Below are 20,751 nucleotides of genomic sequence, written 5' to 3'. Positions count from 1 at the left end.
GCAGCCTCCCCGCGGGCCTATAAGGCAGCCATGGCGGAGGCTGTGTCGCGTATGTCGGTTCGATTTTCCATGGCCTTCCTGGCCGGCCTGATGGCCGTGCCGGCCCTTGCGCAGAACCTTCCCGGCGAGATCGACCGGATCGAGGATTACCGCGAGGATTATGGCCAGGACGGGCCCGAGACGGAGTCCGAGGATCTGCGCGCAGGCCCCCGTCCGCCCTGGACCTTCCAGATGCGCTTCGCGGGCGACTGGCGGACCAACCGCGACCTTTCCCAGGATGATCCGCGCCCGGGCGCCACGATCGCACCCGACATCAGCCTCTGGCGTCGCTGGTCCATCGGCGGCCTCAGGCTGTTCACGGAATTCGGCGCCATTGCCCCCACGTCGCTGACGGATTCGCGGCTCGACAGTTCCGGCCTGTTCGGCACGTTCGAGCTGGAGGGCGGCACCCCTGGCGCCGGTGTTGTTCCCTATGTCGCGTGGGAACCCTGGCGGGCCTATGACGGCACCTTCGAATCCCACATCGTCACCCTCCACACCTTTTCGGCGGGCATCCGGCGCAGCTGGGGGCCGACCTTCCTGGATGTCCATGCCCGGCGGCAGGAAGCGACGATCGACATTGCGGAACGCACCAGCATCGGGGCGACGGCGTTCCACAACCTGCCGCTGGGGCGCGGTGTGCTGAACCTGCGGGGGGAGATCGAGGGCCGCCGCTTCGACTGGCGGCAGACGGGGCGCGAACGGCAGCTGCGCACCCGGCTGCGCGTGCGCGCCATTCTGCCGCTGTCGTACGCGGTGGACATGCAGCTGACGGCCGACCTGCACCGGACGGACAGCAACCTGCCGGGCCAGAGCTTCACCAACTTCATCATCGGCCCCACCATTCTCGCCCGCCTCGGCTTCTGAACCGCGAACAGCTTGACTTGGCCGCCCGCCCTTGCGACCGGGCATCATGTCGCGCGCGCCCTTCGCCACCGATCCGGATCGTTCGCGCGGCCGCCTGTATCCGGAACCCGCCAGCCCCATCCGTTCCGCCTTCGCGCGTGACAGGGACAGGCTGATCCATTCCACCGCGTTCCGCCGCCTCCGCTACAAGACACAGGTGTTCGTCGCGCCCGACGGCGACCATTTCCGGGTCCGCCTGACGCACAGCCTTGAAGTGGCGCAGATCGCCCGCACCATCGCCCGTGTGCTGGCGATCGACGAGGATCTGGCCGAAGTGGTGGCGCTGGGCCATGATCTGGGCCACCCGCCCTTCGGCCATTCCGGGGAGGATGCGCTGGGCCGCGCGATGGCGCCCTATGGCGGCTTCGATCACAACGGCCACGCCATCCGCATCCTCAGCCTGCTGGAAGCGCGCACCCCCGCCCACGATGGGCTGAACCTCAGCTGGGAAGTGCTGGAGGGGCTGGCGAAGCACAATGGCCCGGTCCCGGCGCCCGGCTGGGCGCTGGCGGCGCAGGATCGGGCCTGGCCGCTGGATCTGACCAGCCATGCGGGTCTTGAGGCGCAGGTCGCCGCGCTGGCCGACGACATCGCCTACAATGCCCATGATCTCGATGACGGGCTGCGGGCCGGCCTGCTGGATGTCGAGGCCGTCTGCGCGGCGGTTCCGCTGGTCGATGCGCTGTGGCGCGAGGTGAAGGCCCGCTGGCCCCGGGAAGCGCGGCTGAGCCGGCTGGTGCCGCAGCTTGTCCGCGATCTGATCGGTGCGATGGTGGATTCGCTGCTGGCCGAAACGCGCGAAAGGCTGGCCGGTTTCAGGCCTGCTTCCGTCGAGGCGGTGCGCGCCGCAGGCCGGCCCACGGCGGGCTTCACCCCGGCCATGCTGGCGGAACTGGCGCCGCTGCGCCTCTATCTGATGCGCACAATGTACACGCACGCCACGGTGAAGCGCATCCGCGAACCGGCGGAACAGATCGTGGAAGAGCTGTTTTCGATCCTGCACCAGACGCCCGGCAACCTGCCGGACCGCTGGCGGGAGCGTTGCGAGGCTGAGGAGGAACCATGGCGGGCGAGGATCGTGGGGGATTATGTAGCAGGCATGACCGACCGGTTCGCGATCCGCGAACACCGGCGCCTGACAGGCCGGACCGTCATGCCGGACGACGCCGGCTTCTAGCCCTCGCGCTGCTGCTGGCGACGCCCGCGCTCGCCCAGCCCGCCACTGCCCAGCCGGCTACGCAACCCGTATCGGCCCGGCCCGCGCCGGATCAGCGCACGCTGGCGCTTGCGGCCGGCTGGAAGGCCCTGTTCCTGTGTTCGGGCACCTTCGTCGCGCGGATGAAGCCCGCCGATATCGAGGCGACCGACCTGCAGGGCGGCTACCCTGAGCTTCAGCCCCACCTGGCTGGCCTGGACGCAACCGTGTCCGAACCGATGCGGCAGGTGTCCGTTGCCTTCGATCCCGCGTTGCCGCCACGCGTCGCCCGCTTCACGCCGGGGCAGGGTTGCGCGCTGCTGCCCGTGGGGGCGGATGCCGGGAAGGTCATGCCCCCGCCAGAGCTGATCGGCGGCCCGGATCGCGCCAGAACCGATGCCCGTCCCTGGCCACAGGGGGACGTGGCGGCGACGGCCTCTCTGCCGGCGGCGCGCAGGGCCGCGCTGAATGCGCTGGTGGCCGAAGCGCTGACTGGCGGGCGCTATGGCAAGGACGCGCGCACGTCGGCGGTGCTGGTGGTTCTGGATGGCCGCATCGTCGCGGAGCGCTATGCCCGCGGTGTCGGGATGCACACGCCGCAGCGCACCTGGTCGGTTGCGAAGTCGCTGACATCCGCTCTGATCGGCCGGGCTGCGGCGCTGAACGTGATCGATCCGATGGCGCCCGCCCATGTGCCCGAATGGAGCGACGCCGGCGATCCGCGCGCCGACATCACGGTGGATCAACTGCTCAGGATGCAGTCCGGCCTGTTCACCAACGGCCCCGGCAATCGCACAGACGCGCTCTATTTCGGCGGCTCCACCGTGGCGGAAACCGCCGCCGTCGCCCCGCTGGAGGCCGCGCCCGGCACCCGGTTCAACTATGCCAACAACGATACGCTGCTGGCGGCCCGCGCGCTGATGACCGATCTGGGCGAGGCCGCGCCCAGCTTCCCCTACACCCACCTGCTCTGGCCGCTGGGGATGACCCGCACCACCATCGAGGGGGACTGGCAGGGCAATCCAATCCTCTCCTCGCAGGTGTGGATGACGGCGCGGGATCTCGCGCGGCTGGCGCTGCTGCATCTGAACGATGGCAGGTGGAACGGCGAACAACTGCTGCCCGAAGGCTGGGTGAGGGAGGCCATAACGCCGCGGGGCCCGCAGCCGCCAGCAGCCCGCGGGGAATGCTATGGCCGCGCCATCTGGCTTCCCGGGAAGCTGCCGCAGGGCAGCTACGCCTTCTATGGCAACCGGGGCCAGTATGCGGTGATCGTGCCCGCGCACAGGCTGGTGGTCGTGCGGCGCGGGTTCGATCCGGCCGGGGGTGGTTTCGACATCACCGCCTTTGCAGGCGACGTGGCCGCCGCCCTCCGCTAGCGCCGGGGGCGGGCCGGGCGCAGCCGCCAGCGCCCGCCCGTCGCCTGTGCCTGCACCGGGCCAAGCGTGCCCGTTGCCCCCGCCTCCAGCCGCGCCAGCAGCCGGGCCAGCCCGGGGCCGTCTGCCCGATGGCCAAAGGCATCCAGTCCGCCCGCCAGCAGCCGGCGGCGCAGTTCGGCGGGCAGGCCCTCCGGATCCAGCCACAGCTCGGGGCCGCGCCAGTCCGACCGCGTGGCAAAGGCACGGTCCGCCGCCCAGGCCAACGCGGCCTCGGCCTCGGCCAGATGCGCTGCGCTGGCAGCCAGACGATCCGGCCGCAGCCAGCGCTCCCGTGCCAGCGCCTTGCGTGCGGCGGTCCTGTCAAAGCGCGGATCCCGGTTCGCGGGATCGTCCGCCGCTGCCCATCCCCGCGCAGCCGTGATCGCCGCAAGTTCTGCGCGCCGGTGGCCCAGCAGCGGGCGCAGCACCGTCAACCCCTCGATCCGTGCCGTCGCCCGCACGCCGCTCAGCCCGGCCAGCCCGCTGCCGCGTGCCAGCCGCATCAGCAGCGTTTCCGCCTGGTCGTCGGCGTGATGCGCTGTCAGCAGCCGCGCAATGCCGTGCGCGCGGCACCAGCCGGCCATGGCTGCATAGCGCGCCGCGCGGGCGCGGGCCTGCATATCCCCGCCAGGGGCCAGCGAAAGCGTCAGCGTCTGATGCGGCAGCCCCAGCCCGGCCGCCAGCCCGGCGACCATCGCGCATTCCCCGGCAGCCGCCGCGCGAAGCCCGTGATCGACGCTCAGCACCTGCGCGCGGGGCCCGAAGGCATCGGCCGCCAGCGCCATCAGCGCCAGCGAATCCGCGCCGCCCGAAACGGCCAGCGCCAGGGGCGCGTCCGGGCCGAAGCCCGGCCCGGACAGGCGCGCGACCCCGGCCGCGAAGGCCTCCGGCGTCAACGCCCCCATCCGTGCGTCAACGCCCCCATCCGGGGGTCAGGGCGTGCATTTTGCCTGGGCGCGCGTGGCGGCCGCATCGGCGGCGAACTGGCCCGTCAGCCGGTCAGGGAAGGATTTGCTCAGCTGGTCCAGCGTGTCGCAGGCCGCCTTCGCGGATTTGGGCCCCTTGGTTTCCAGCAAGGCCTTCGCCAGCCACAACAGGCTGTTGTGGGCACGCTGGCCCTTGGGGCTGTTCTGGTAGCCGGCATAGAAGGTGCGGGCCGCATCCGCGGGCTGGCCCTGCTGCATCTGCGCCCGCCCGGCCCAGAAGGCGGCATTGGATGCGCGCGCATGCTTCGGGTTCGCGGCGACAAAAGCCTTCAGCGCCTTTTCGGCCCCGGCGTAATCGCCCTTTTCATAAAGGGCATATCCGGCCTCGTACTGCGCTGTCAGCGGATCGGCCGCAGGGGTGGCGGCTGCACCGGGCGCCGACGCCGGGGCGGCTGCCGGCGGCGCGGCAGATGGGGCCCGGGCCGGGGGCAGGCCGGCGGCGGGTGGCTTTGCGGCGGGTGGCGGAACCGGCACCGGCGCGGCGGCCTCCGGCGGCGTTCCCGGTGCTGCTGCACCCTTGCCTTCCAGGGCATCGAACCGGGCGACAGTGCCTGCTTCCAGCTTCTGCATCGCGCCTTCCAGCTGGCGCAGCCTGAACTGCAGTTCCTCCACCTGGCCGGTCAGGGTGCGCTGCTGGGTTTCCAGCGCCGTCACCCGCTGGGTCAGATCGATCAGCGGAGCCGTGGCGGGCGCGCCGGGGGCAGGGGCCTGCGGCTGGGCGTCCGGCACCACTTCGGGGGCGAAGAAGCGCTTGTCGCCGCCGGGGAACACTTCGCGCTGCACGGCGCGCATCTGACTTTCCAGCACGCCGACCCGCTTGTCGACCTGCCGCAGCTGATCCTGGGTGGCCGGCGCGGGCTGGGCCTGCGCTGCACCCGGCAGGGCGAGCGCCCACAACGCGATTGCGGGCAGGGCGGTGAGTGCGTGCCTGTTCATCTCGATCTGAAGTCCTGTTTTCCTCGGCCGGTTGGCGGCGCAGTGGAGCCACAGGCCGCCTTGCGGCAAGCTGAATCAGCCGGCGGCGACCGCCCCGGCGGCAGCCGGCTGCGAAGGCCCCGGCACAGGGGCAGCCAGGGCCTGCCGCGCCAGCAGATCCTCAGGCTTCAGCGACAGGTTGCGAACCTGTTCCGCCGGCCCGCCGAGCGGCGCGATGGCGATTGATCCCACCTTCACATCCAGCACGCCGGCCCGGCCCGTCCGCAAGGTCCAGTTGCGACCCTGCGGCAGGGTCATTGTCTGTCCCTTGCTCATGGTGCCCATGAACAGGGTTTCCTGCCCGTCGGAAATGCGCAGCCACACCTCTTCCTTCGCCGTCAGGGTCACGACGGCATTCGGATCGGCGGCCGGGGCGGCCGGGGCCGCGGCCGGATCCGGGGCGTCGGCCTCGGCTTCCTCGATGGCGACGGGCGTTTCCGGAACCGGCGGCGCGGCCGGCGTCAGCCATCCGGCGCCCCAGGCCCAGAAACCGCCCAGAACCAGCAGCAGGGCCGCCACACTTCCGGCGACCAGCGCGGGGGAGGGCAGGCGCTTCTCCTCCAGCGGCATCAGGTCCACCATGGTCGGCACCGGGTCGCCCTTCTGGCTTTCCAGGCGATAGCGTTCGGCCGTTTCAGCGGGGTCCAGGCCCACCGTGCGGGCATAGGCCTTCACGAAGCCCAGCGAGTAGGTCAGCGCGGGCAGCTTGTCGTGATCGTCGGCCTCGATCTCCGTAAGGATGCCGGGGCGCACCTTGGTCCGCTCCGCCACCTGCGCAAGCGTCAGGCCGGCCGCCTCCCGCGCGCGACGCAGGGCTTCACCGATGGTTCGGGCCGGTTCGACGCCCCCGGTGGATTCGTCGGAATCCTGTGTGTCCTGATGGTGTGACGGCTGGGTCGCCGGCGTGTCTTCACCCTGCGGCGCATCATCCTGCGGGGGGGCGTTCGCGTCGTCCACCTGAAAGTCCCTTCAGGCCGTTGGCGGGGCCTGTTTTCCGCGACAGTTGAAACGCTTGCAGCGTCCGACCGACTTTTGTTCGACACCGATGATTTCGATAGGCCCCGCCCGCTTGCAAAGTCAACCGCGCCCGTCCGGCGCAGGCATCGGGTCAGCGCGCTTGTTGCAGCGCGGCATTTCATGTATGCGCCGCGCCAACCATCCTCCCTCCCGATCTGGAAATCCCGCATGCAACTTCGCAACGTGGCGATCATCGCCCACGTCGACCATGGCAAGACCACCCTCGTCGACCAGCTCTTCCGCCAGTCCGGCACCTTCCGGGACAACCAGCGCGTCGCCGAACGCGCGATGGATTCGAACGATCTGGAACGGGAACGCGGGATCACCATTCTTGCGAAGTGCACCTCGGTCGAGTGGGAGGGCACCCGCATCAACATCGTGGACACCCCCGGCCACGCCGACTTCGGCGGAGAGGTTGAACGCATCCTCTCCATGGTCGACGGCGTGATCCTGCTGGTGGACTCCGCCGAAGGCGCGATGCCGCAGACCAAGTTCGTCACGTCGAAGGCGCTGGCGCTCGGCCTGCGCCCCATCGTGGTCGTCAACAAGATCGACCGGCCGGATGGCCGCCCGCAGGAAGTGCTGGATGAAGTGTTCGACCTGTTCGTGGCGCTGGGCGCCAACGACGAACAGCTGGACTTCCCGGTTCTCTTCGCGTCGGGCCGCAACGGCTATGCCGGGCTGGATACCGATGTCCGCGAAGGCACGCTGGAGCCGCTGTTCCAGACCATCGTGAACCATGTGCGCGCGCCTGTCGCGGATGTCGACGCGCCCTTCAGCTTCCTGGTGTCGCTGCTGGATCGCGACCAGTTCGTGGGCCGCATCCTGACGGGCCGCATCGCCACAGGCACGCTGAAGCTGAACATGCCCATCCGCGCGATCGACCGCGACGGCAACATCGTCGAAGAAGGGCGCGCCACCAAGATCCTCGCCTTCCGCGGTCTGGAACGTGTGCCGGTCGAGGAAGCGCGGGCCGGCGACATCGTTTCCATCGCGGGCCTCACGGTCGCAACCGTCGCCAACACCATCGCCGATCCGGCGGTCACGGCGCCCCTGTCGGCTCAGCCGATCGATCCGCCGACGCTGTCGATGCGCTTCGCCGTGAACGACAGCCCGTTCGCCGGCAAGGAAGGCTCCAAGGTCACCAGCCGCATGATCCGCGACCGGCTGATGCGCGAAGCCGAAGGCAATGTCGCGATCCGCGTGACCGAAAGCGACGAGAAGGATTCGTTCGACGTCGCCGGCCGCGGCGAACTGCAACTGGGCGTTCTCATCGAAACGATGCGCCGCGAGGGGTTCGAGCTGTCCATCGGCCGCCCCCGCGTGATCTTCGGCAAGGACGAGAACGGCAACCGCACCGAGCCTTATGAAACCGTTGTCGTCGACGTGGACGAGCAATATTCCGGCACCGTCGTCGAGAAGATGGCGATGCGGAAGGCGGAAATGACCGACATGCGGCCCTCGGGCGGCGGCAAGGTGCGCCTCAGCTTCTCCGGCCCGTCGCGCGGGCTGATCGGCTATCATGGCGAATTCCTGTCCGATACCCGCGGCACGGGCATCATGAACCGCCTGTTCGACCGCTATGGCCCCTGGAAGGGCCCGATCGCGGGCCGCCAGAACGGCGTGCTGATCTCCACCGAAACCGGCGAAGCCGTCGGCTATGCGCTCGGCTACCTCGAAGAGCGCGGCGAGCTGATGGTGGTCCCGGGGGAGCCCATCTATGCCGGAATGGTCGTGGGCGAGAACGCCAAGTCCGACGATCTGGAAGTGAACCCGCTGAAGTCCAAGCAGCTCACCAACTTCCGCGCGTCCGGCAAGGACGATGCCCTGCGCCTCTCCCCGCCCAAGCGTCTCTCGCTGGAACAGGCCATCGCCTACATCGACGAGGATGAACTGGTGGAGGTGACGCCGAAGTCGATCCGCATCCGCAAGCTCTACCTCGACCCGCACGAGCGCAAGCGCCACTCGCGGGCGCTGAAGGCAGCCGGCTGAGAAGCGCTGCCCCCCTCCGGAGGGGGGCGGGCTTGTTACCTGACAATTCTTCCTGCAATCTGCCTTCAGGGCAATATTGGGGGGAATATGAAAAGGTTAACGCTTGTTAGCGCCTTGGCGGCGCTTGCGGCTCAGCCGCTCTCGGCCGCCGTTGTGGATCAGTCCAGCTTCTTCGATGCCGGGGGATATCCGCTCCAGCTGTCGTCCATCTCGACGGTGCCGGGCGGGCTCTTCCGCATGCAGGCCCATGGCGTCACCGCCGGGGTGAGCGGCCTCTTGTCCCGGGTCGACCTGCTGGTGGCGCAAGGCAATGGAACGGGCACGCTCGTCCTCAGCCTCGGCCATGGGCTCGTCACCGATGCCGGCTATGCGAACGCGGTCAGCCTCGTTGTCGATCGCGCCTCGATCGCCAGCTACACCGATCTCAACAACGGCGGCTTCACCAGCATCGACGTCTCGGCGCTGGGCTTCAATGTCAGCGCCGGCCAGCAGTTCACCATCCATCTCGCCGCGTCGCAGGATTCGATCGGAAACCGCTTCGGCTGGGCCTTCGGCAACGATATCGACGGCAACGGCACCGTCGGCGCCTTTGCCGATTATGCCGGGGGTGACAACCATGTGTCCGAAGACGGCGGCAACAGCTGGTCCGTCACCGGCTTCGATCGCGGCTTCCGCACCTGGGTGGAGGCTGGGGCCGTTCCGGAACCCGCGACCTGGGCGATGCTGATCGCTGGCTTCGGGCTGATCGGCGCCGCCATCCGCCGGCAGCGGCCCGCGGCGGCCTGATCCCATTTCCTTCCGCGCATGGGCGTGGCAATGCCACGCCCATGAGCTTTCCACCCAGCCCGCACATGGCCCGCGCGCTGCAACTCGCGCGTGTCGCGGCAGCGGCCGAGGAAGTGCCCGTCGGCGCCGTGCTGACAGGGGCGGATGGCGCCGTTCTGGCAGAGGCGCACAACTTGACGAAAAGCCTGCCGGATCCCACCGCACATGCGGAAATGCTGGTGCTGCGTGAGGCCGCCCGCCTGCTGGGCAATGAACGGCTGACAGGCTGCACATTGTGGGTCACGCTGGAGCCCTGCCCCATGTGCGCAGCGGCAATCGCAGAGGCCCGCATCGCCCGCATGGTCTATGCGGCCTCCGATCCGAAGGGCGGCGGCGTGGAACATGGCCCGCGCATTTTCGCCCATGCCCGGCACAGGCCGGAAATCATCGGTGGCATCGCAGAGGCAGAGGCTGCCGCGCTGCTCAGGGATTTCTTCGCCGCCCGCCGCTGACCGCCCGTGTCAGGCTTCGGGCACGAATGTCAGCGCCACGCCGTTGATGCAGTATCGAAGCCCGGTCGGCGGCGGGCCGTCCGGGAACACATGCCCCATGTGGCTGCCGCAACTGGCGCAATGCACCTCCACCCGGATCATGCCGTGGCTGGTGTCGCGCGATGCGCCCAGCGCCCCTTCGATCGGGGTGTCGAAACTGGGCCAGCCCGTTCCGCTTTCGAACTTCGTACCGCCCTGGAACAGGGGCGCGCCGCAGCCCGCGCAATGGAACACGCCTGGGCGCTTCTCGCGCAGCAACCCGCAGCTGCCGGGCGGCTCCGTTCCGTGCTGCCGCATGATGCGATATTGCTCCGGCGTCAGCCGTTCCCGCCATTCGGCGTCGCTCAGCTCGAACGGGAAGCTCATGCCGCAACCCGTGCGGGCGGGACGGAAAGATCCGCCGCCAGGAAGGCCTCGACGGCCTCCAGCGGCACGTCCTTCGCCAGGAAGCTGTCGCCCAGGCCCCGCGCCAGGATGAACGGCAGGCCGTCGTTCGTCCGCTTCTTGTCCTGCCGCATGTGGCGGATCAGGCGTGGCGCCGCGTCTGCGGCGATACCCGCCTGTCGGGGCCAGGCCATCATGCCCACGGCCTCCAGGTGGCGGGTGAAGCGTGCCGAATCGGCCGCGGGCATCAGCCCGCGCGCGGCTGAAAATCGAAGGGCCTGCGCCATGCCGATCCCCACCGCCTCGCCATGCAGCAGGTTGCTGGAAAAGCCCGTCTCGGCCTCAAGCGCATGGCCGAAGGTATGGCCCAGGTTCAGCAGCGCCCTAATGTCGTTCGTCTCCCGCTCGTCGGCGGCGACAATGGCAGCCTTTGCGCGGCAGCTCTGCGCCACGGCATGGGCCAGAACGGTCACGTCCTTCGCCAGCAGCCGGGCGGCATTCGCTTCGCACCATTCGTAGAAGGCCGGGTCGGAAATCAGCCCGTATTTCACGATCTCGGCATAGCCGGCCTTCATCTCGCGGTCGGGAAGGGAACGCAGGCAATCCAGATCTGCCCACACGGCCAGCGGCTGGTGGAACGCGCCCACCAGATTCTTGCCGGCCCTGGTGTTGATTCCCGTCTTGCCGCCGACGGAACTGTCTACCATCGCCAGCAACGTCGTCGGCACCTGCACGAAGCCCATGCCGCGCTTCACGATGGCGGCCGCAAAGCCGGTCAGGTCGCCGATCACGCCACCGCCCAGCGCGATCACCGCATCGCTTCGCGTCACTTCCAGCGCCAGCAGCTGGTCCACCAGCTGCTCCAGCGCCGCAAAGCCCTTGGTCGCCTCGCCGGCCGCCAGCACGATCGGAACGGTTTCGAACCCCGAAAGCCCGGCGATCAGCCGGTCGAGGTGCAGCTTCGCCACTGTCTCGTCGGTCACGATGGCAACGCGGCGGCTGCGGACAAGCGCGGCCATCCGGTCCCCGGCAGAGGCCAGCACGCCGGCTCCGATGGAAATCCGGTAGCTCCGGTCGTTCAGCTGCACGGGCACGTCGATCAAGTCAGGCTCTCCGGGCTCCGGCCGCGCAGGGCATCGAGGATCGCCGTCACGGAATCCTCATGCGGGCCGTCTGCCGACACGATGTGAATCGGGGCCTGCCTGTAGCAGGGTGCGCGCACGGCCATCAACTCGCCAAGCACCTGTCTGGGATCCTTGCCGATCAGAAGCGGCCGGTGGCTGCGCTTGGCGACGCGGGCGGCCAGCGTGTCGATGGAGGCATCCAGCCACACCGCCGTGCCTTCGGCCAGGATCAGGGCGCGCGTCTCCGGGTCCACGAAGGCGCCGCCGCCTGTTGCGATCACCTTGTGCCCGCCATCCATCAGCCGCGCGATTACCCGCCGCTCGCCGTCGCGGAAGTGCGGCTCTCCGAAGCGGGCGAAGATTTCCGAGATCGGCATCTGCGCCGCTTCCTCGATGGCGGCGTCTGCGTCCACGAACGGCCACCGAAGCCGGGCCGCCAGCCGCTTGCCCACCGTGGTCTTGCCGCTGCCCATCAGCCCGACCAGCACGATCGGCCGCCGCCGCCAGTCGCGCCGGATCGCGCCCGCATGCACGACGCCGCTCTTCGTCACTTGCGTGTGCGGGGGGGCTTCCACAGGCTTCATCGGCCCCGCTATAGGGTCCGCATGCCAGCTAGCGCAAACGTCCCGGCCCTGCGGCGCTGGATTCTCCTTCTGGGCGTCACGCTCCTGCCTGTCGTCCCCCTCCAGGCCCAGGCCCAGGCCCAGCCGCCGGCCGGCGGCGCGCCGAAGTCGCTCCTGCCGGACGACATCGCGGACACCGCGCCCCCCCCGCCCGGCACCGTGGAGGGCGCGGTTTCCACGGCGCCATCCACGGCGCCCACCCCGTTGCCGGGGTTCGAACCGCTCCCCGCGCCCGAAGCGCCGCCCCCGCCGCCGGAGGAAGAGGCGCCGACGGATCCGCTGGCCGAACTGGCGGGGCCCACCGTCCAGCCGGAACGCGCCGGCCTGCTGGGGCCGGGCAATGGCGGCTACCGGGCGGATCTGTTCACCGGCTCCGACGCCCGCTTCCTCACCGCGCTCCTCGCCCGCATCGACAGGCCGCTGGCCAGCCGCTGGGGGCAGGTGCTGCTGCAGCGCACCCTGCTGACGGCAGCGGAAGCCCCCGGCCCGATCAACCCGGCAGACTGGGTGTCCGCCCGCGCCCGGGCCCTGGTGGCGATGGGCGCTGCAACCGATGCACATCGCCTCGTCTCGGGGATCGCCGTCGATCGCTACACCGCGCCGCTCTACAATGCGGCGGTTCTGGCGGCCGTCGCGGCAGGGGATCCGATGGCGCTGTGTCCGCTCTCGCCGCTGGCACGGGTCGTCACCGAAAGCCCCACATGGGCGCTGGCGGATGCCATGTGCCTTGCCATCCTGGGCGATGATGTGGGGGCCGCCGCCCAGTTCGATCAGCTGCGGCGGCGGGAACAGGTCTCCGCGTTCGATATCGGCCTCGCCGAACGCGTCGCTTCTGCAACGGGCGCGGGGCGGCGCGGCGCGAACCCGGAATGGGAAGAGGCCTCATCGGGCCTGACGGCTTGGCGGCTGGGGCTTGCCAGCGCGGCCGGGCTGGATATTCCGGCCCCGCTCCTCAGCGCCGCCACGCCACAGCAGAAGGCCTGGTATGTGCGCCTGCCCGGCCAATCGCTGGAAAGCCGTGCCGGTGTCGCGCCCGAAGCCGTTGCCACCGGCGCCATCAGCACGGCCGAAGTGAACCGCATCCTCGCGGCAGAGGCGGACGCGCTCGATCCGGCCGCTGCCGGGGAAAGCCCCGGCGGCCGCCTGCGCACCGCCAATGTCGCAGCCGGTGTGGCGGACAGGATCTCGGCGATGAAGTCGCTCTGGGGTCTGGCCCCGAAAGGCTCGCTCGCTGCATATGGCTGGCAGGTGGCGACCGCGCCGGCCGCCGCCCGGATCCGGCCCGATGCAGCCCTGTCGGCCGACGCCCCGGCACTGATCCAGAGCCTGCTTGCGGCGGGGATCACACCTATCGCCGATCGCTGGTGGCCGGTTCTGGAGGGCGACGACCGATCAGCCGCCTGGGGGCCGCTGGCGGCCGCCTCGGTTCGGACGCCGGTTGAATCCACCTTGTTCGACGGCTGGGCGAAATCCGTGCCCGCGCATCGTGCGCAGCTGCTGGCGGCGGGTCTGGATGGGTTGGGGCGCGGCAAGGTCGGCCCGGATATCGCCCCGCTCGACAATGACTGGACGCGTGCACTGGATCGCGCCGTCGCTGCCCGCCGGTCCGGCGAAGTCATCCTGATCGCAGCCAGCGCCCTTCGCGGCAGCTGGGCGGAAGTCCACCCGGATCAGCTCCGCCGAATCGCGCGGGCCCTTGTCGCCATCGGACATGCGCCGGAAGCCCGGCTGATCGTGGCCGAAGCCGCAACACGCGGCTGACCCGCAGGCGGCACGGCCGGCAGAATACCGGCCATTGAAAAAGGGCCCCGGAGGATATCCGGGGCCCTTTCGTCATTCGGATTGTCCGGGGCCAGTGCCCCGGCCGCCGCTTACGCTTCGGTCGATTCCTCGGCCGCTTCGTCCGTGGGCAGGGTGCCCGGTTCGGCCGTCGCGTCGAATTCCTCGGTGAAGCCGGCTTCCTCGCGTTCGAACAGGTCGGCCGTCACGTCGACGCCCTGGGCCTGCAGTTCCGCTTCTTCCGGCGAACGGGCGACGTTCACCTTGGCCGAAACCGTCACTTCCGGGTGCAGCACCAGCTTCACCGTGGAAATGCCCAGCGTCTTGATCGGCTTGTCCAGCACGACGGCATTCTTGGCGATCTTGTGGCCGGTTTCCGTCACGGCGTCCGCGATGTCGCGGGCCGAAACCGAACCGTACAGCGCGCCGGCGTTCGAAGCCTGGCGGATCAGCACGACCGAAACATCGGTCATGGTGGCGGCCTGCGCTTCGGCCGCTTCGCGGCGCTTGGCGTTGTCGGCTTCGATCGTTGCGCGCTGCGCTTCGAACTTCGCCTTGTTGGCGTCGGTGGCGCGAAGGGCCTTGCCGCGCGGCAGCAGGAAGTTGCGCGCGAAGCCGGGCTTCACGGAAACCACGTCGCCAATGCGGCCGAGCTTTTCAACGCGCTCGAGAAGGATCACATCCATTGTCGCGCCTCCCTTACTTCACGAGATAGGGCAGCAGGCCGAGGTGGCGTGCGCGCTTGATGGCTTGCGAAAGCTCGCGCTGCTTCTTGGCGGAAACCGCCGTGATGCGCGAGGGGACGATCTTGCCACGCTCGGAAACGAAGCCCTGCAGCAGGCGGATATCCTTGTAATCGATCTTCGGCGCATTGTTGCCCGAGAAGGGGCAGCTCTTGCGGCGACGGAAAAACGGGCGTGCCATGGCTTACCAGGCTCCTTCTTCAACGCGGGGGGCGCGCGGCGCGCGTTCGCCACGACCGCCACGGTCACCGCGTTCGCCACGCTCACCGCGCTCGGCGCGGTCGCCACGGTCGGATTTCTTCATCATCGCGGACGGGCCGGTTTCCAGGGCGTCCACGCGAATGGTCTGATAGCGGATCACGTCCTCGTTCAGGCCCACCTGGCGCTCCAGCTCCTGCACCGCGGCCGCCGGGGCCTCGATGTTCAGCAGCACATAATGCGCCTTGCGGTTCTTCGCGATCCGATAGGCGATGTTGCGAAGGCCCCAATATTCGGTGCTCTTCACTTCGCCACCATTGTCGGCCACGACTTTCGTGAACGCTTCGGTGATGCTTTCCACCTGCGCCGGCGCCAGATCCTGACGCGCGAGGTAGACATGCTCGTAGAACGGCATGCGTTTCTCTCTTCCTGTGCCGATCGCTGACCTCGCGGCGAATTCCGCGCATGGCCCCTCCGGCTGTCTTGAAGGGGCGGCCCCTAGCGGAAGCCGCCCCGGTTTGCAAGGTTCGCAGCCGCCTCGCGCGGGCGAAGGCTCAACTCTTCAGCGCCGCCTGCGCCACCGTCGCCAGATGCGCCAGCATCGCCAGCGTCGGCGCGCCGCCGTTGCGTGCCGTCTGGATGGTGCGGGTGATCGCGTCGGCGGCACCGGCATGGGCCTTCAGCCAGCCTTCCGTTTCCGCCAGTGGGTCGCCGCCTTCGGATGTCAGCCGGCCGATCAGGTCAAGCCGCATCGTTTCGAATGCGCGCGTCGTGGTCGCTGCCAGCAGCCGCTCCCAGCTGTCGGCAGGCGTCAGCGCGCGGGTCGCGCCATGCGCCCAGTCGATCGCCAGCGCTTCGCCCAGCCTTGTATAGGCCTGCGCCGTCTTGCCTTCGTCCAGCCTCAGGTCGGATGCCAGCGCCACAACGCCTGCGGCTCCCGAAAGGGCATGCAGCGTCGCGATCCAGTCCACCACGTCGGTCGGCGCGCCGGCCAGCGTCAGGCGCTGGCGGATGGCTTCCACCTGCGCGCGGGGTTCGGGCCGCAGCAGCGTGTCCAGCCGGGGAAGCACCCGCTTCAGGCCGGGCGCCAGCCGGGCCGAAAGCCGTTCCGGGCTTTCCGCGCCGGTGCGCACGGCCAGGTCGCCCACCAGCACCCGTGTCACGGCGGCCGCTTCGCCGTGGAAGGCCAGGGCCTGCGCGGCGGGCACCTTCGCGGCGTCGATCGCCGCCCACAGGCTTTCCAGGTCGAACAGCGTCCGCGCGGAAACGAAAGCGGCCGCAACCGTCGGCAGCGACACGCCCAGCTCGGCGGAAAGGTCGTGGGCCAGCGTCACGCCGCCCCGGTTCACCAGCAGGTTGGCGAGCTTGGTGGCCACGATCTGGCGGCGCAGCTGGTGGCCGCGAATCTCCGCCTCGTAAGGCTTGCGCATCATCGGCGGGAAGGCGCGGAACAGATCCGCTTCCAGCAGCGGATCCGCCACCAGATCGGATTCGACCAGCGCGTCCTTCAGCTCCATCTTGGTGTAGGACAGCAGCACGGCGAGTTCGGGCCGTGTCAGCCCCCGGTTCAGCCGCTTGCGCTCCTCGATGTCGCGCGGCCCCGGCAGGCCTTCCACCTGCCGGTCCAGCCGGCCGGAGGCTTCCAGCATCTCCATCAGCCGCACATGGCCCTGCAGCTGTTCGCGCGCATGCGCCTCGACGACGGACAGGATCAGCGTCTGCGCCGCATTGTTCGAAAGCACCAGCGCGGCGACCTCGCTCGTCATGTCGGCCAGCAGCCTGTCGCGCGCGTCGCCGGAAAGCCGCCCGGCGCGGCTGGCCGCCCCAAGCGCGATCTTGATGTTCACTTCATGGTCCGAAGTGTCGACGCCCGCGGAATTGTCGATGAAGTCGGTGTTCAGCCGCCCGCCATGGCTGGCGAACTCGATGCGCCCGGCCTGTGTCACGCCCAGGTTCGCGCCTTCGCCGATCACCCGCGCGCGCACATCCTGCCCGTTCACCCGGATCGCGTCGTTCGCCCGGTCGCCCACATCGGCGTTCGATTCGGTCGAAGCCTTCAGATAAGTGCCGATACCGCCGAACCACAGCAGGTCGACGGGCGCCTTCAGGATGGCCGACATCAGCTCCGCCGGCGCCAGTTCCTCCGCCTCGGTCTTCAGCAGCGCCCGCACTTCGGGCGACAGCGGGATGGATTTCTGGCTGCGCGGAAACACGCCGCCGCCCTTCGAGATCAGCTTCGCATCATAATCCGCCCAGCTGGAACGCGGCAGGGCGAACAGCCGCGCGCGTTCCGCCCAGCTTTTCGCGGGGTCCGGCGCGGGATCGAGGAAGATGTGGCGGTGATCGAAGGCCGCCACCAGCTTCAGGCTCTTCGACAGCAGCATGCCGTTGCCGAACACGTCGCCGCTCATGTCGCCCACGCCCGCCACGGTGACGGTGTCTGACTGCACGTCGATGCCCATTTCGGCGAAGTGGCGCGTCACCGAAACCCAGGCGCCGCGCGCCGTGATCCCCATCGCCTTGTGGTCATAGCCGACGGAGCCGCCGCTGGCGAAGGCGTCGCCCAGCCAGAATCCGGCGTCCAGCGCGATGCCGTTGGCCGTGTCGGAAAAGGTCGCGGTGCCCTTGTCGGCCGCGACCACCAGATAGGGATCGTCCGGATCCAGCCGCTTCACATGGGGCGGCGGCACCACCTTGCCGTCGACATCCAGATTGTCGGTGATGGACAGCAGCGTGCGGATGAACAGCTTGTAGGCTTCAAGCCCCTCGGCCGCCCAGGCGTCCCGGTTCTGCGCGGGGTCGGGCAGCTGTTTCGGGAAGAATCCGCCCTTCGCGCCGGTCGGCACGATCACGCTGTTCTTCACCATCTGGGCCTTCACCAGCCCCAGCACCTCGGTGCGGAAATCATCCCGCCGGTCAGACCAGCGCAAGCCCCCGCGCGCGATCGGGCCGCCGCGCAGGTGGATGCCTTCCACGCGCGGGCTGTACACCCAGATCTCCCGCCAGGGCAGCGGCTTGGGCAGCCCCGGCACCCGCGCCGATTCCAGCTTGAACGCCAGCGCCGCCGGCCCGCCGGGCACGAAGGCGTTGGTGCGCAGCATCGCCTTCACAAGGCCAAGGAACAGCCGCAGGATCCGGTCGTCGTCGATCGCCTGCACGGCGTCCAGTGCTTCGCGGAAGTTCTCTTCCGCGGCATCGGCCGCCTTCTTCGAAGCGTCCGGGCCGTGAAGCCCCCGGAACAGGGCCACCAGCGCCAGGGTCGCGGGGCGGTTGCGCTTCAGCACGTCCACCACCGTCTGGATGGAATAGGCGCTGCCCGTCTGCCGCAGATAGCGGAACCAGGCCCGCAGCCAGTTGGCTTCCTCCGCGCTCAGCCCGCAGGCCGGAATCAGCGCGTTGAAGGCGTCATTTTCCTGCGTGCCGGTCAGAACCGCGTCCAGCGCCGGGTTCACCACCCGGCAGAAAGGGTCCAGCTCCTCGGCCGGCACGGTTGCTTCCAGCTTGAAGTCGTGGATCCAGCCCAGTTCCCCGTCCGCCAGGTCGTAGGGCACTTCCTCGATCACCCGGAAGCCGAAATTCTCCAGCATCGGCACCGATTCCGACAGCGGGATGATCTCGCCCAGGCGGTAGATCTTCAGCCGGATGGTCGTGTCCGGATCGCCCTCGCGCCGGTACAGCGCCACATGCCGGTCCTCCGGGGTGGACAGTTCCGTCAGCCGCAGGATGTCGTCGGCGGCTTCCGCCGGCGTGAATTCGGATCGGTAGCCGGGTGAAAAGGCCCGCCCGTGCGAAAGCGCCAGCCGAGCCGCCCGGATCGCCCCGGCCCTGTCCACCAGCGCCAGTTCCAGTTCGTCATCCCAGCCACGGGTCAGCAGCACCAGCTTCTGGTTCAGCGCAGCCGTGCCGGGGTCGGCGGCCACGCCGTCGACGACATAATGCACCCGCGCCAGTCCCTCGGCGCGCAGCTCGGCATCGAACTTTTCCAGCCGGCCGCCGGTTTCCGCCTCCAGCATCCGGCCGATCCGCGCGCGCAGATCCGCCGAATAGGTTTCGCGCGGAATATAGACCAGGAACGAGGCCTTGTTCGATCGCGCATCCCGCCGGGCGAACAGCTGCGGGCGCGGCCGGTCCAGCAGGCTCAGCAGCCCTCTGGCCATCGCCAGCAGTTCCTGCGTGTCGATCTGGAACATTTCCTCGCGCGGGAAAGTCTCGATCACATGGGTCAGCGCCCGGCCCGCGTGGCTGCGCGGGGCATAGCCCAGCGCCTCGGCCACTTCGGCCACCTTGCGGCGCACCAGCGGCACGCGCCGGGGGCTTTCGCGCAGGGCGGCGCTGGCGAACAGGCCCAGGAAGTGCGCCGCACCCGTCACCGAGCCCTTCGAATCGAATCGCCGCACGGTGATCAGGTCCAGCGGCACGCTGCGGTGCACGGTGGATCGGCTCGGCGACTTGTGGATGCTGACGGGCTCTGCCGACTGCCCGTCTTCTTCCGGCGCGGGCCAGCGCGCCCGGTCCCGCAGCAGGCCCAGCCGGCTGTCCCCGTCGGCGAAGCCCAGAAGGGTGAAATTGTCCGAAGCCAGCCATTCCAGGAAGGCGATGGTTTCCGCCAGCACGTGCGGCGCGATGGGCGGCGGGCTGTCGTTCAGCCCGCGAGCGGCCGCGCGCAGTTCCTTCAGCATCGGCTGCCAGTCGGTCACGGCGGCGCGCACGTCCGCATAGGCCTGTTCCAGCGCCAGCGTCAGGTCTGCCCGCTTCTTCGCCGGTGCCCGTTCCACGTCCATCAGGATCAGGCTCTCGCGCGGGGCGTCCGCCTCGCCCAGTGAAACCACCTGCCCGGCGGCATCGCGCCGCACGGAAAGGATGGGGTGGAACAGCCGCTGGATCTCCAGCCCGAACCCCCCGATCGCGGCCGTCGCCGAATCCACCAGGAAGGGCATGTCGTCGGTCGAAAGCGCCACCGCCATGTGGCGGTGGCCCACTTCGCCTTCGCCCGCCCCCACGTTCACGCTGTGGGTGCCCGGCAGCCGCACCGCAAAGGCGCGGAAGGCGAAATCGGCCAGCCGGTCCAGATCGGCTTCGCTCAGCCCCTCCACTTCACTGTCGGATGCGCTGCCGAACAGCAGGTCGCGGAACTGGCGCTTCAGCGCCTGCGGGAAAGAATCGGAGTCTGCGGGGCTGTTCGCCGGCTTCGCCTTGCTGGGCATTTGATCGCTCTTCCTGTGCCGCGGCCTTTGGCCATCTTGTCGCTATTCCTTACACATACAGGGCTTGTCGCAGCGGGAGCGTCGGAATCTTGCGGCAGGGGCCGAATATTCTGCGGAAAACAGGGCGTTTCAGCGGCTGTTTTGGTCCATCCAGCCGATTGCGGCGCGCAGTTCGCGGTAAAGGGCCGCGGTTTCCGCAGCTGGCAGAAGATGCCGCCAGGACAGCAGCGCCACGGCCAGGCCCGATGTGCCGTCGCCGGCTTCCGGGGCAAAGGGCAGGGCAACCGCCCGGAACAGCAGGCCGGGGCGGGGGGCGCCGATGTCCGGGTCGAAATCGCTGTCCAGGTGCAGCGGGGTTTCGGCCGCGATCGCCGAAACCGCCAGGGCCGCCATCCGCGCGCCCACGTCCAGGGTCGCATCGTCCGCGCGAAGGCCCGCCATCACAAGTTCGTTGGTCGGGGCCGCGAATCCCATCTGCGCCAGGTCCGCGCCCACGTGCGTCACCGCACCCGCGCCGCCGGGGAACAGATCCACCCGCAACGCCTGCGCCGCGAACGGCGGTGCCAGCAGTGCCCCGGCGGCGGATGCCGGCGGCAGTCGCTGCCCCCCGCGCAGCCGCATCCACAGCGCCTCCGCCCGGTTCGGCAGCCGCCGTTCCACACCCAGCGGCGCCTGCCCGCAGGGGCGCGTCGGTTCCGCAAGATCCTCGCCGGCGCCCGCGACGCGCCCGGCCGCCGCGCGCTGCCGGCGTGCCGCCCACGGGCCCGGCCCTTCGCGGGCCTCTGTTGTTCCGGCGCCTGCATTCATCACGGCCCTTTCACGGCTGGGCGGGTGCCGGCTTGAATCCGCGTG

18 protein-coding genes are annotated in these 20,751 nt (G+C 69.5%); 7 read left to right on the top strand and 11 right to left on the bottom strand.

What is annotated here, in order from left to right; genetic code table 11:
- Nucleotides 1-30: 30 nt before the first annotated feature.
- Genes ACW9TV_RS01180 through ACW9TV_RS01170 form a run of 3 tightly spaced genes read left to right on the top strand, consistent with a single transcriptional unit; the run spans nt 31 to nt 3,519 of the window.
- Complete coding sequence (locus ACW9TV_RS01180) at nt 31-906, top strand: hypothetical protein (protein ID WP_494304041.1); 876 nt, start codon at nt 31-33, stop codon at nt 904-906.
- A 46-nt stretch (nt 907-952) separates the two neighbouring features.
- On the top strand, nt 953-2,122 hold the full coding sequence (locus tag ACW9TV_RS01175) for a deoxyguanosinetriphosphate triphosphohydrolase (RefSeq protein ID WP_494304040.1): 1,170 nt from the start codon (nt 953-955) through the stop codon (nt 2,120-2,122).
- Nucleotides 2,008-3,519 (top strand): serine hydrolase domain-containing protein, encoded by a 1,512-nt coding sequence (locus ACW9TV_RS01170; RefSeq protein WP_494304039.1) that lies wholly within the window; start codon nt 2,008-2,010, stop codon nt 3,517-3,519. Before ACW9TV_RS01175 ends, ACW9TV_RS01170 begins: the two co-directional genes overlap by 115 nt.
- Here the strand turns inward: ACW9TV_RS01170 and tilS are convergent.
- The 3 genes from tilS to ACW9TV_RS01155 all read right to left on the bottom strand — a co-directional run bounded on the left by tilS (nt 3,516) and on the right by ACW9TV_RS01155 (nt 6,476).
- The gene (tilS, locus tag ACW9TV_RS01165; RefSeq protein WP_494304038.1) at nt 3,516-4,463 is read right to left on the bottom strand and encodes a tRNA lysidine(34) synthetase TilS; all 948 of its coding nucleotides are present in this window, start codon (nt 4,461-4,463) and stop codon (nt 3,516-3,518) included. The two genes, ACW9TV_RS01170 and tilS, sit on opposite strands and share 4 nt — an antisense overlap.
- Before the next feature lie 27 nt (nt 4,464-4,490).
- Complete coding sequence (locus tag ACW9TV_RS01160; protein ID WP_494304037.1) at nt 4,491-5,480, bottom strand: tetratricopeptide repeat protein; 990 nt, start codon at nt 5,478-5,480, stop codon at nt 4,491-4,493.
- Between the two features lie 75 nt (nt 5,481-5,555).
- A complete protein-coding gene (locus ACW9TV_RS01155; RefSeq protein WP_494304036.1) occupies nt 5,556-6,476 on the bottom strand; it encodes a helix-turn-helix domain-containing protein in 921 nt (306 codons plus the stop codon).
- A gap of 228 nt (nt 6,477-6,704) precedes the next feature.
- On the opposite strand from ACW9TV_RS01155, the gene typA reads away from it, so the two are divergent.
- The 3 genes from typA (at nt 6,705) to ACW9TV_RS01140 (ending at nt 9,805) form a co-directional block, all read left to right on the top strand.
- Nucleotides 6,705-8,528: a translational GTPase TypA gene (gene typA / locus ACW9TV_RS01150; RefSeq protein WP_494304035.1), complete on the top strand. Its 1,824-nt coding sequence runs from the start codon at nt 6,705-6,707 to the stop codon at nt 8,526-8,528.
- A gap of 114 nt (nt 8,529-8,642) precedes the next feature.
- A complete protein-coding gene (locus ACW9TV_RS01145; RefSeq protein ID WP_494304034.1) occupies nt 8,643-9,314 on the top strand; it encodes a PEPxxWA-CTERM sorting domain-containing protein in 672 nt (223 codons plus the stop codon).
- Between the two features lie 41 nt (nt 9,315-9,355).
- The gene (locus ACW9TV_RS01140; RefSeq protein WP_494304033.1) at nt 9,356-9,805 is read left to right on the top strand and encodes a nucleoside deaminase; all 450 of its coding nucleotides are present in this window, start codon (nt 9,356-9,358) and stop codon (nt 9,803-9,805) included.
- A gap of 9 nt (nt 9,806-9,814) precedes the next feature.
- On the opposite strand, the gene msrB is transcribed toward ACW9TV_RS01140, so the two are convergent.
- From msrB to ACW9TV_RS01125, 3 genes are read right to left on the bottom strand one after another with little or no spacing between them, the layout of a single operon-like run.
- Nucleotides 9,815-10,210 carry a peptide-methionine (R)-S-oxide reductase MsrB gene (msrB, locus tag ACW9TV_RS01135; RefSeq protein WP_494304032.1) on the bottom strand — a complete coding sequence of 132 codons (396 nt, stop codon included), beginning with the start codon at nt 10,208-10,210 and terminating at the stop codon, nt 9,815-9,817.
- The gene (gene aroB / locus ACW9TV_RS01130; RefSeq protein WP_494304031.1) at nt 10,207-11,331 is read right to left on the bottom strand and encodes a 3-dehydroquinate synthase; all 1,125 of its coding nucleotides are present in this window, start codon (nt 11,329-11,331) and stop codon (nt 10,207-10,209) included. The genes msrB and aroB overlap by 4 nt, the downstream gene beginning before the upstream one ends.
- Nucleotides 11,328-11,936, bottom strand: a complete 609-nt coding sequence (locus ACW9TV_RS01125) for a shikimate kinase (RefSeq protein WP_494304030.1) — start codon at nt 11,934-11,936, stop codon at nt 11,328-11,330. Before ACW9TV_RS01125 ends, aroB begins: the two co-directional genes overlap by 4 nt.
- A 21-nt stretch (nt 11,937-11,957) precedes the next feature.
- Between ACW9TV_RS01125 and ACW9TV_RS01120 the strand changes: the two genes are divergently transcribed.
- Nucleotides 11,958-13,736: a hypothetical protein gene (locus ACW9TV_RS01120; RefSeq protein WP_494304029.1), complete on the top strand. Its 1,779-nt coding sequence runs from the start codon at nt 11,958-11,960 to the stop codon at nt 13,734-13,736.
- 110 nt (nt 13,737-13,846) lie between these two features.
- On the opposite strand, the gene rplI is transcribed toward ACW9TV_RS01120, so the two are convergent.
- From rplI to ACW9TV_RS01095, 5 genes are all read right to left on the bottom strand, one after another.
- Nucleotides 13,847-14,440, bottom strand: coding sequence for a 50S ribosomal protein L9 (gene rplI / locus ACW9TV_RS01115; RefSeq protein WP_494304028.1), 594 nt, complete (start codon nt 14,438-14,440; stop codon nt 13,847-13,849).
- Between the two features lie 13 nt (nt 14,441-14,453).
- Nucleotides 14,454-14,678 carry a 30S ribosomal protein S18 gene (gene rpsR, locus ACW9TV_RS01110; RefSeq protein WP_140929080.1) on the bottom strand — a complete coding sequence of 75 codons (225 nt, stop codon included), beginning with the start codon at nt 14,676-14,678 and terminating at the stop codon, nt 14,454-14,456.
- Nucleotides 14,679-14,681: 3 nt separating this feature from the next.
- Nucleotides 14,682-15,110 carry a 30S ribosomal protein S6 gene (gene rpsF / locus ACW9TV_RS01105; RefSeq protein WP_494304027.1) on the bottom strand — a complete coding sequence of 143 codons (429 nt, stop codon included), beginning with the start codon at nt 15,108-15,110 and terminating at the stop codon, nt 14,682-14,684.
- Between the two features lie 139 nt (nt 15,111-15,249).
- On the bottom strand, nt 15,250-19,899 hold the full coding sequence (locus tag ACW9TV_RS01100; protein WP_494304026.1) for an NAD-glutamate dehydrogenase: 4,650 nt from the start codon (nt 19,897-19,899) through the stop codon (nt 15,250-15,252).
- A gap of 129 nt (nt 19,900-20,028) precedes the next feature.
- Nucleotides 20,029-20,706 (bottom strand): hypothetical protein, encoded by a 678-nt coding sequence (locus ACW9TV_RS01095; protein WP_494304025.1) that lies wholly within the window; start codon nt 20,704-20,706, stop codon nt 20,029-20,031.
- Nucleotides 20,707-20,751: the final 45 nt, after the last annotated feature.

This window comes from Sandaracinobacter sp. T42, assembly GCF_059115405.1.
This window is presented reverse-complemented; position numbering and strand designations above follow the sequence as displayed.

Coding starts and splice junctions, on each gene's coding strand:
- ACW9TV_RS01180 (WP_494304041.1), top strand. CDS start 31: ATGGCGGAGGCTGTGTCGCGTATGTCGGTTCGATTTTCCATGGCCTTC.
- ACW9TV_RS01175 (WP_494304040.1), top strand. CDS start 953: ATGTCGCGCGCGCCCTTCGCCACCGATCCGGATCGTTCGCGCGGCCGC.
- ACW9TV_RS01170 (WP_494304039.1), top strand. CDS start 2,008: ATGGCGGGCGAGGATCGTGGGGGATTATGTAGCAGGCATGACCGACCG.
- tilS (WP_494304038.1), bottom strand. CDS start 4,463: ATGGGGGCGTTGACGCCGGAGGCCTTCGCGGCCGGGGTCGCGCGCCTG.
- ACW9TV_RS01160 (WP_494304037.1), bottom strand. CDS start 5,480: ATGAACAGGCACGCACTCACCGCCCTGCCCGCAATCGCGTTGTGGGCG.
- typA (WP_494304035.1), top strand. CDS start 6,705: ATGCAACTTCGCAACGTGGCGATCATCGCCCACGTCGACCATGGCAAG.
- ACW9TV_RS01140 (WP_494304033.1), top strand. CDS start 9,356: ATGAGCTTTCCACCCAGCCCGCACATGGCCCGCGCGCTGCAACTCGCG.
- msrB (WP_494304032.1), bottom strand. CDS start 10,210: ATGAGCTTCCCGTTCGAGCTGAGCGACGCCGAATGGCGGGAACGGCTG.
- ACW9TV_RS01125 (WP_494304030.1), bottom strand. CDS start 11,936: ATGAAGCCTGTGGAAGCCCCCCCGCACACGCAAGTGACGAAGAGCGGC.
- ACW9TV_RS01120 (WP_494304029.1), top strand. CDS start 11,958: ATGCCAGCTAGCGCAAACGTCCCGGCCCTGCGGCGCTGGATTCTCCTT.
- rplI (WP_494304028.1), bottom strand. CDS start 14,440: ATGGATGTGATCCTTCTCGAGCGCGTTGAAAAGCTCGGCCGCATTGGC.
- rpsR (WP_140929080.1), bottom strand. CDS start 14,678: ATGGCACGCCCGTTTTTCCGTCGCCGCAAGAGCTGCCCCTTCTCGGGC.
- rpsF (WP_494304027.1), bottom strand. CDS start 15,110: ATGCCGTTCTACGAGCATGTCTACCTCGCGCGTCAGGATCTGGCGCCG.
- ACW9TV_RS01100 (WP_494304026.1), bottom strand. CDS start 19,899: ATGCCCAGCAAGGCGAAGCCGGCGAACAGCCCCGCAGACTCCGATTCT.
- ACW9TV_RS01095 (WP_494304025.1), bottom strand. CDS start 20,706: ATGAATGCAGGCGCCGGAACAACAGAGGCCCGCGAAGGGCCGGGCCCG.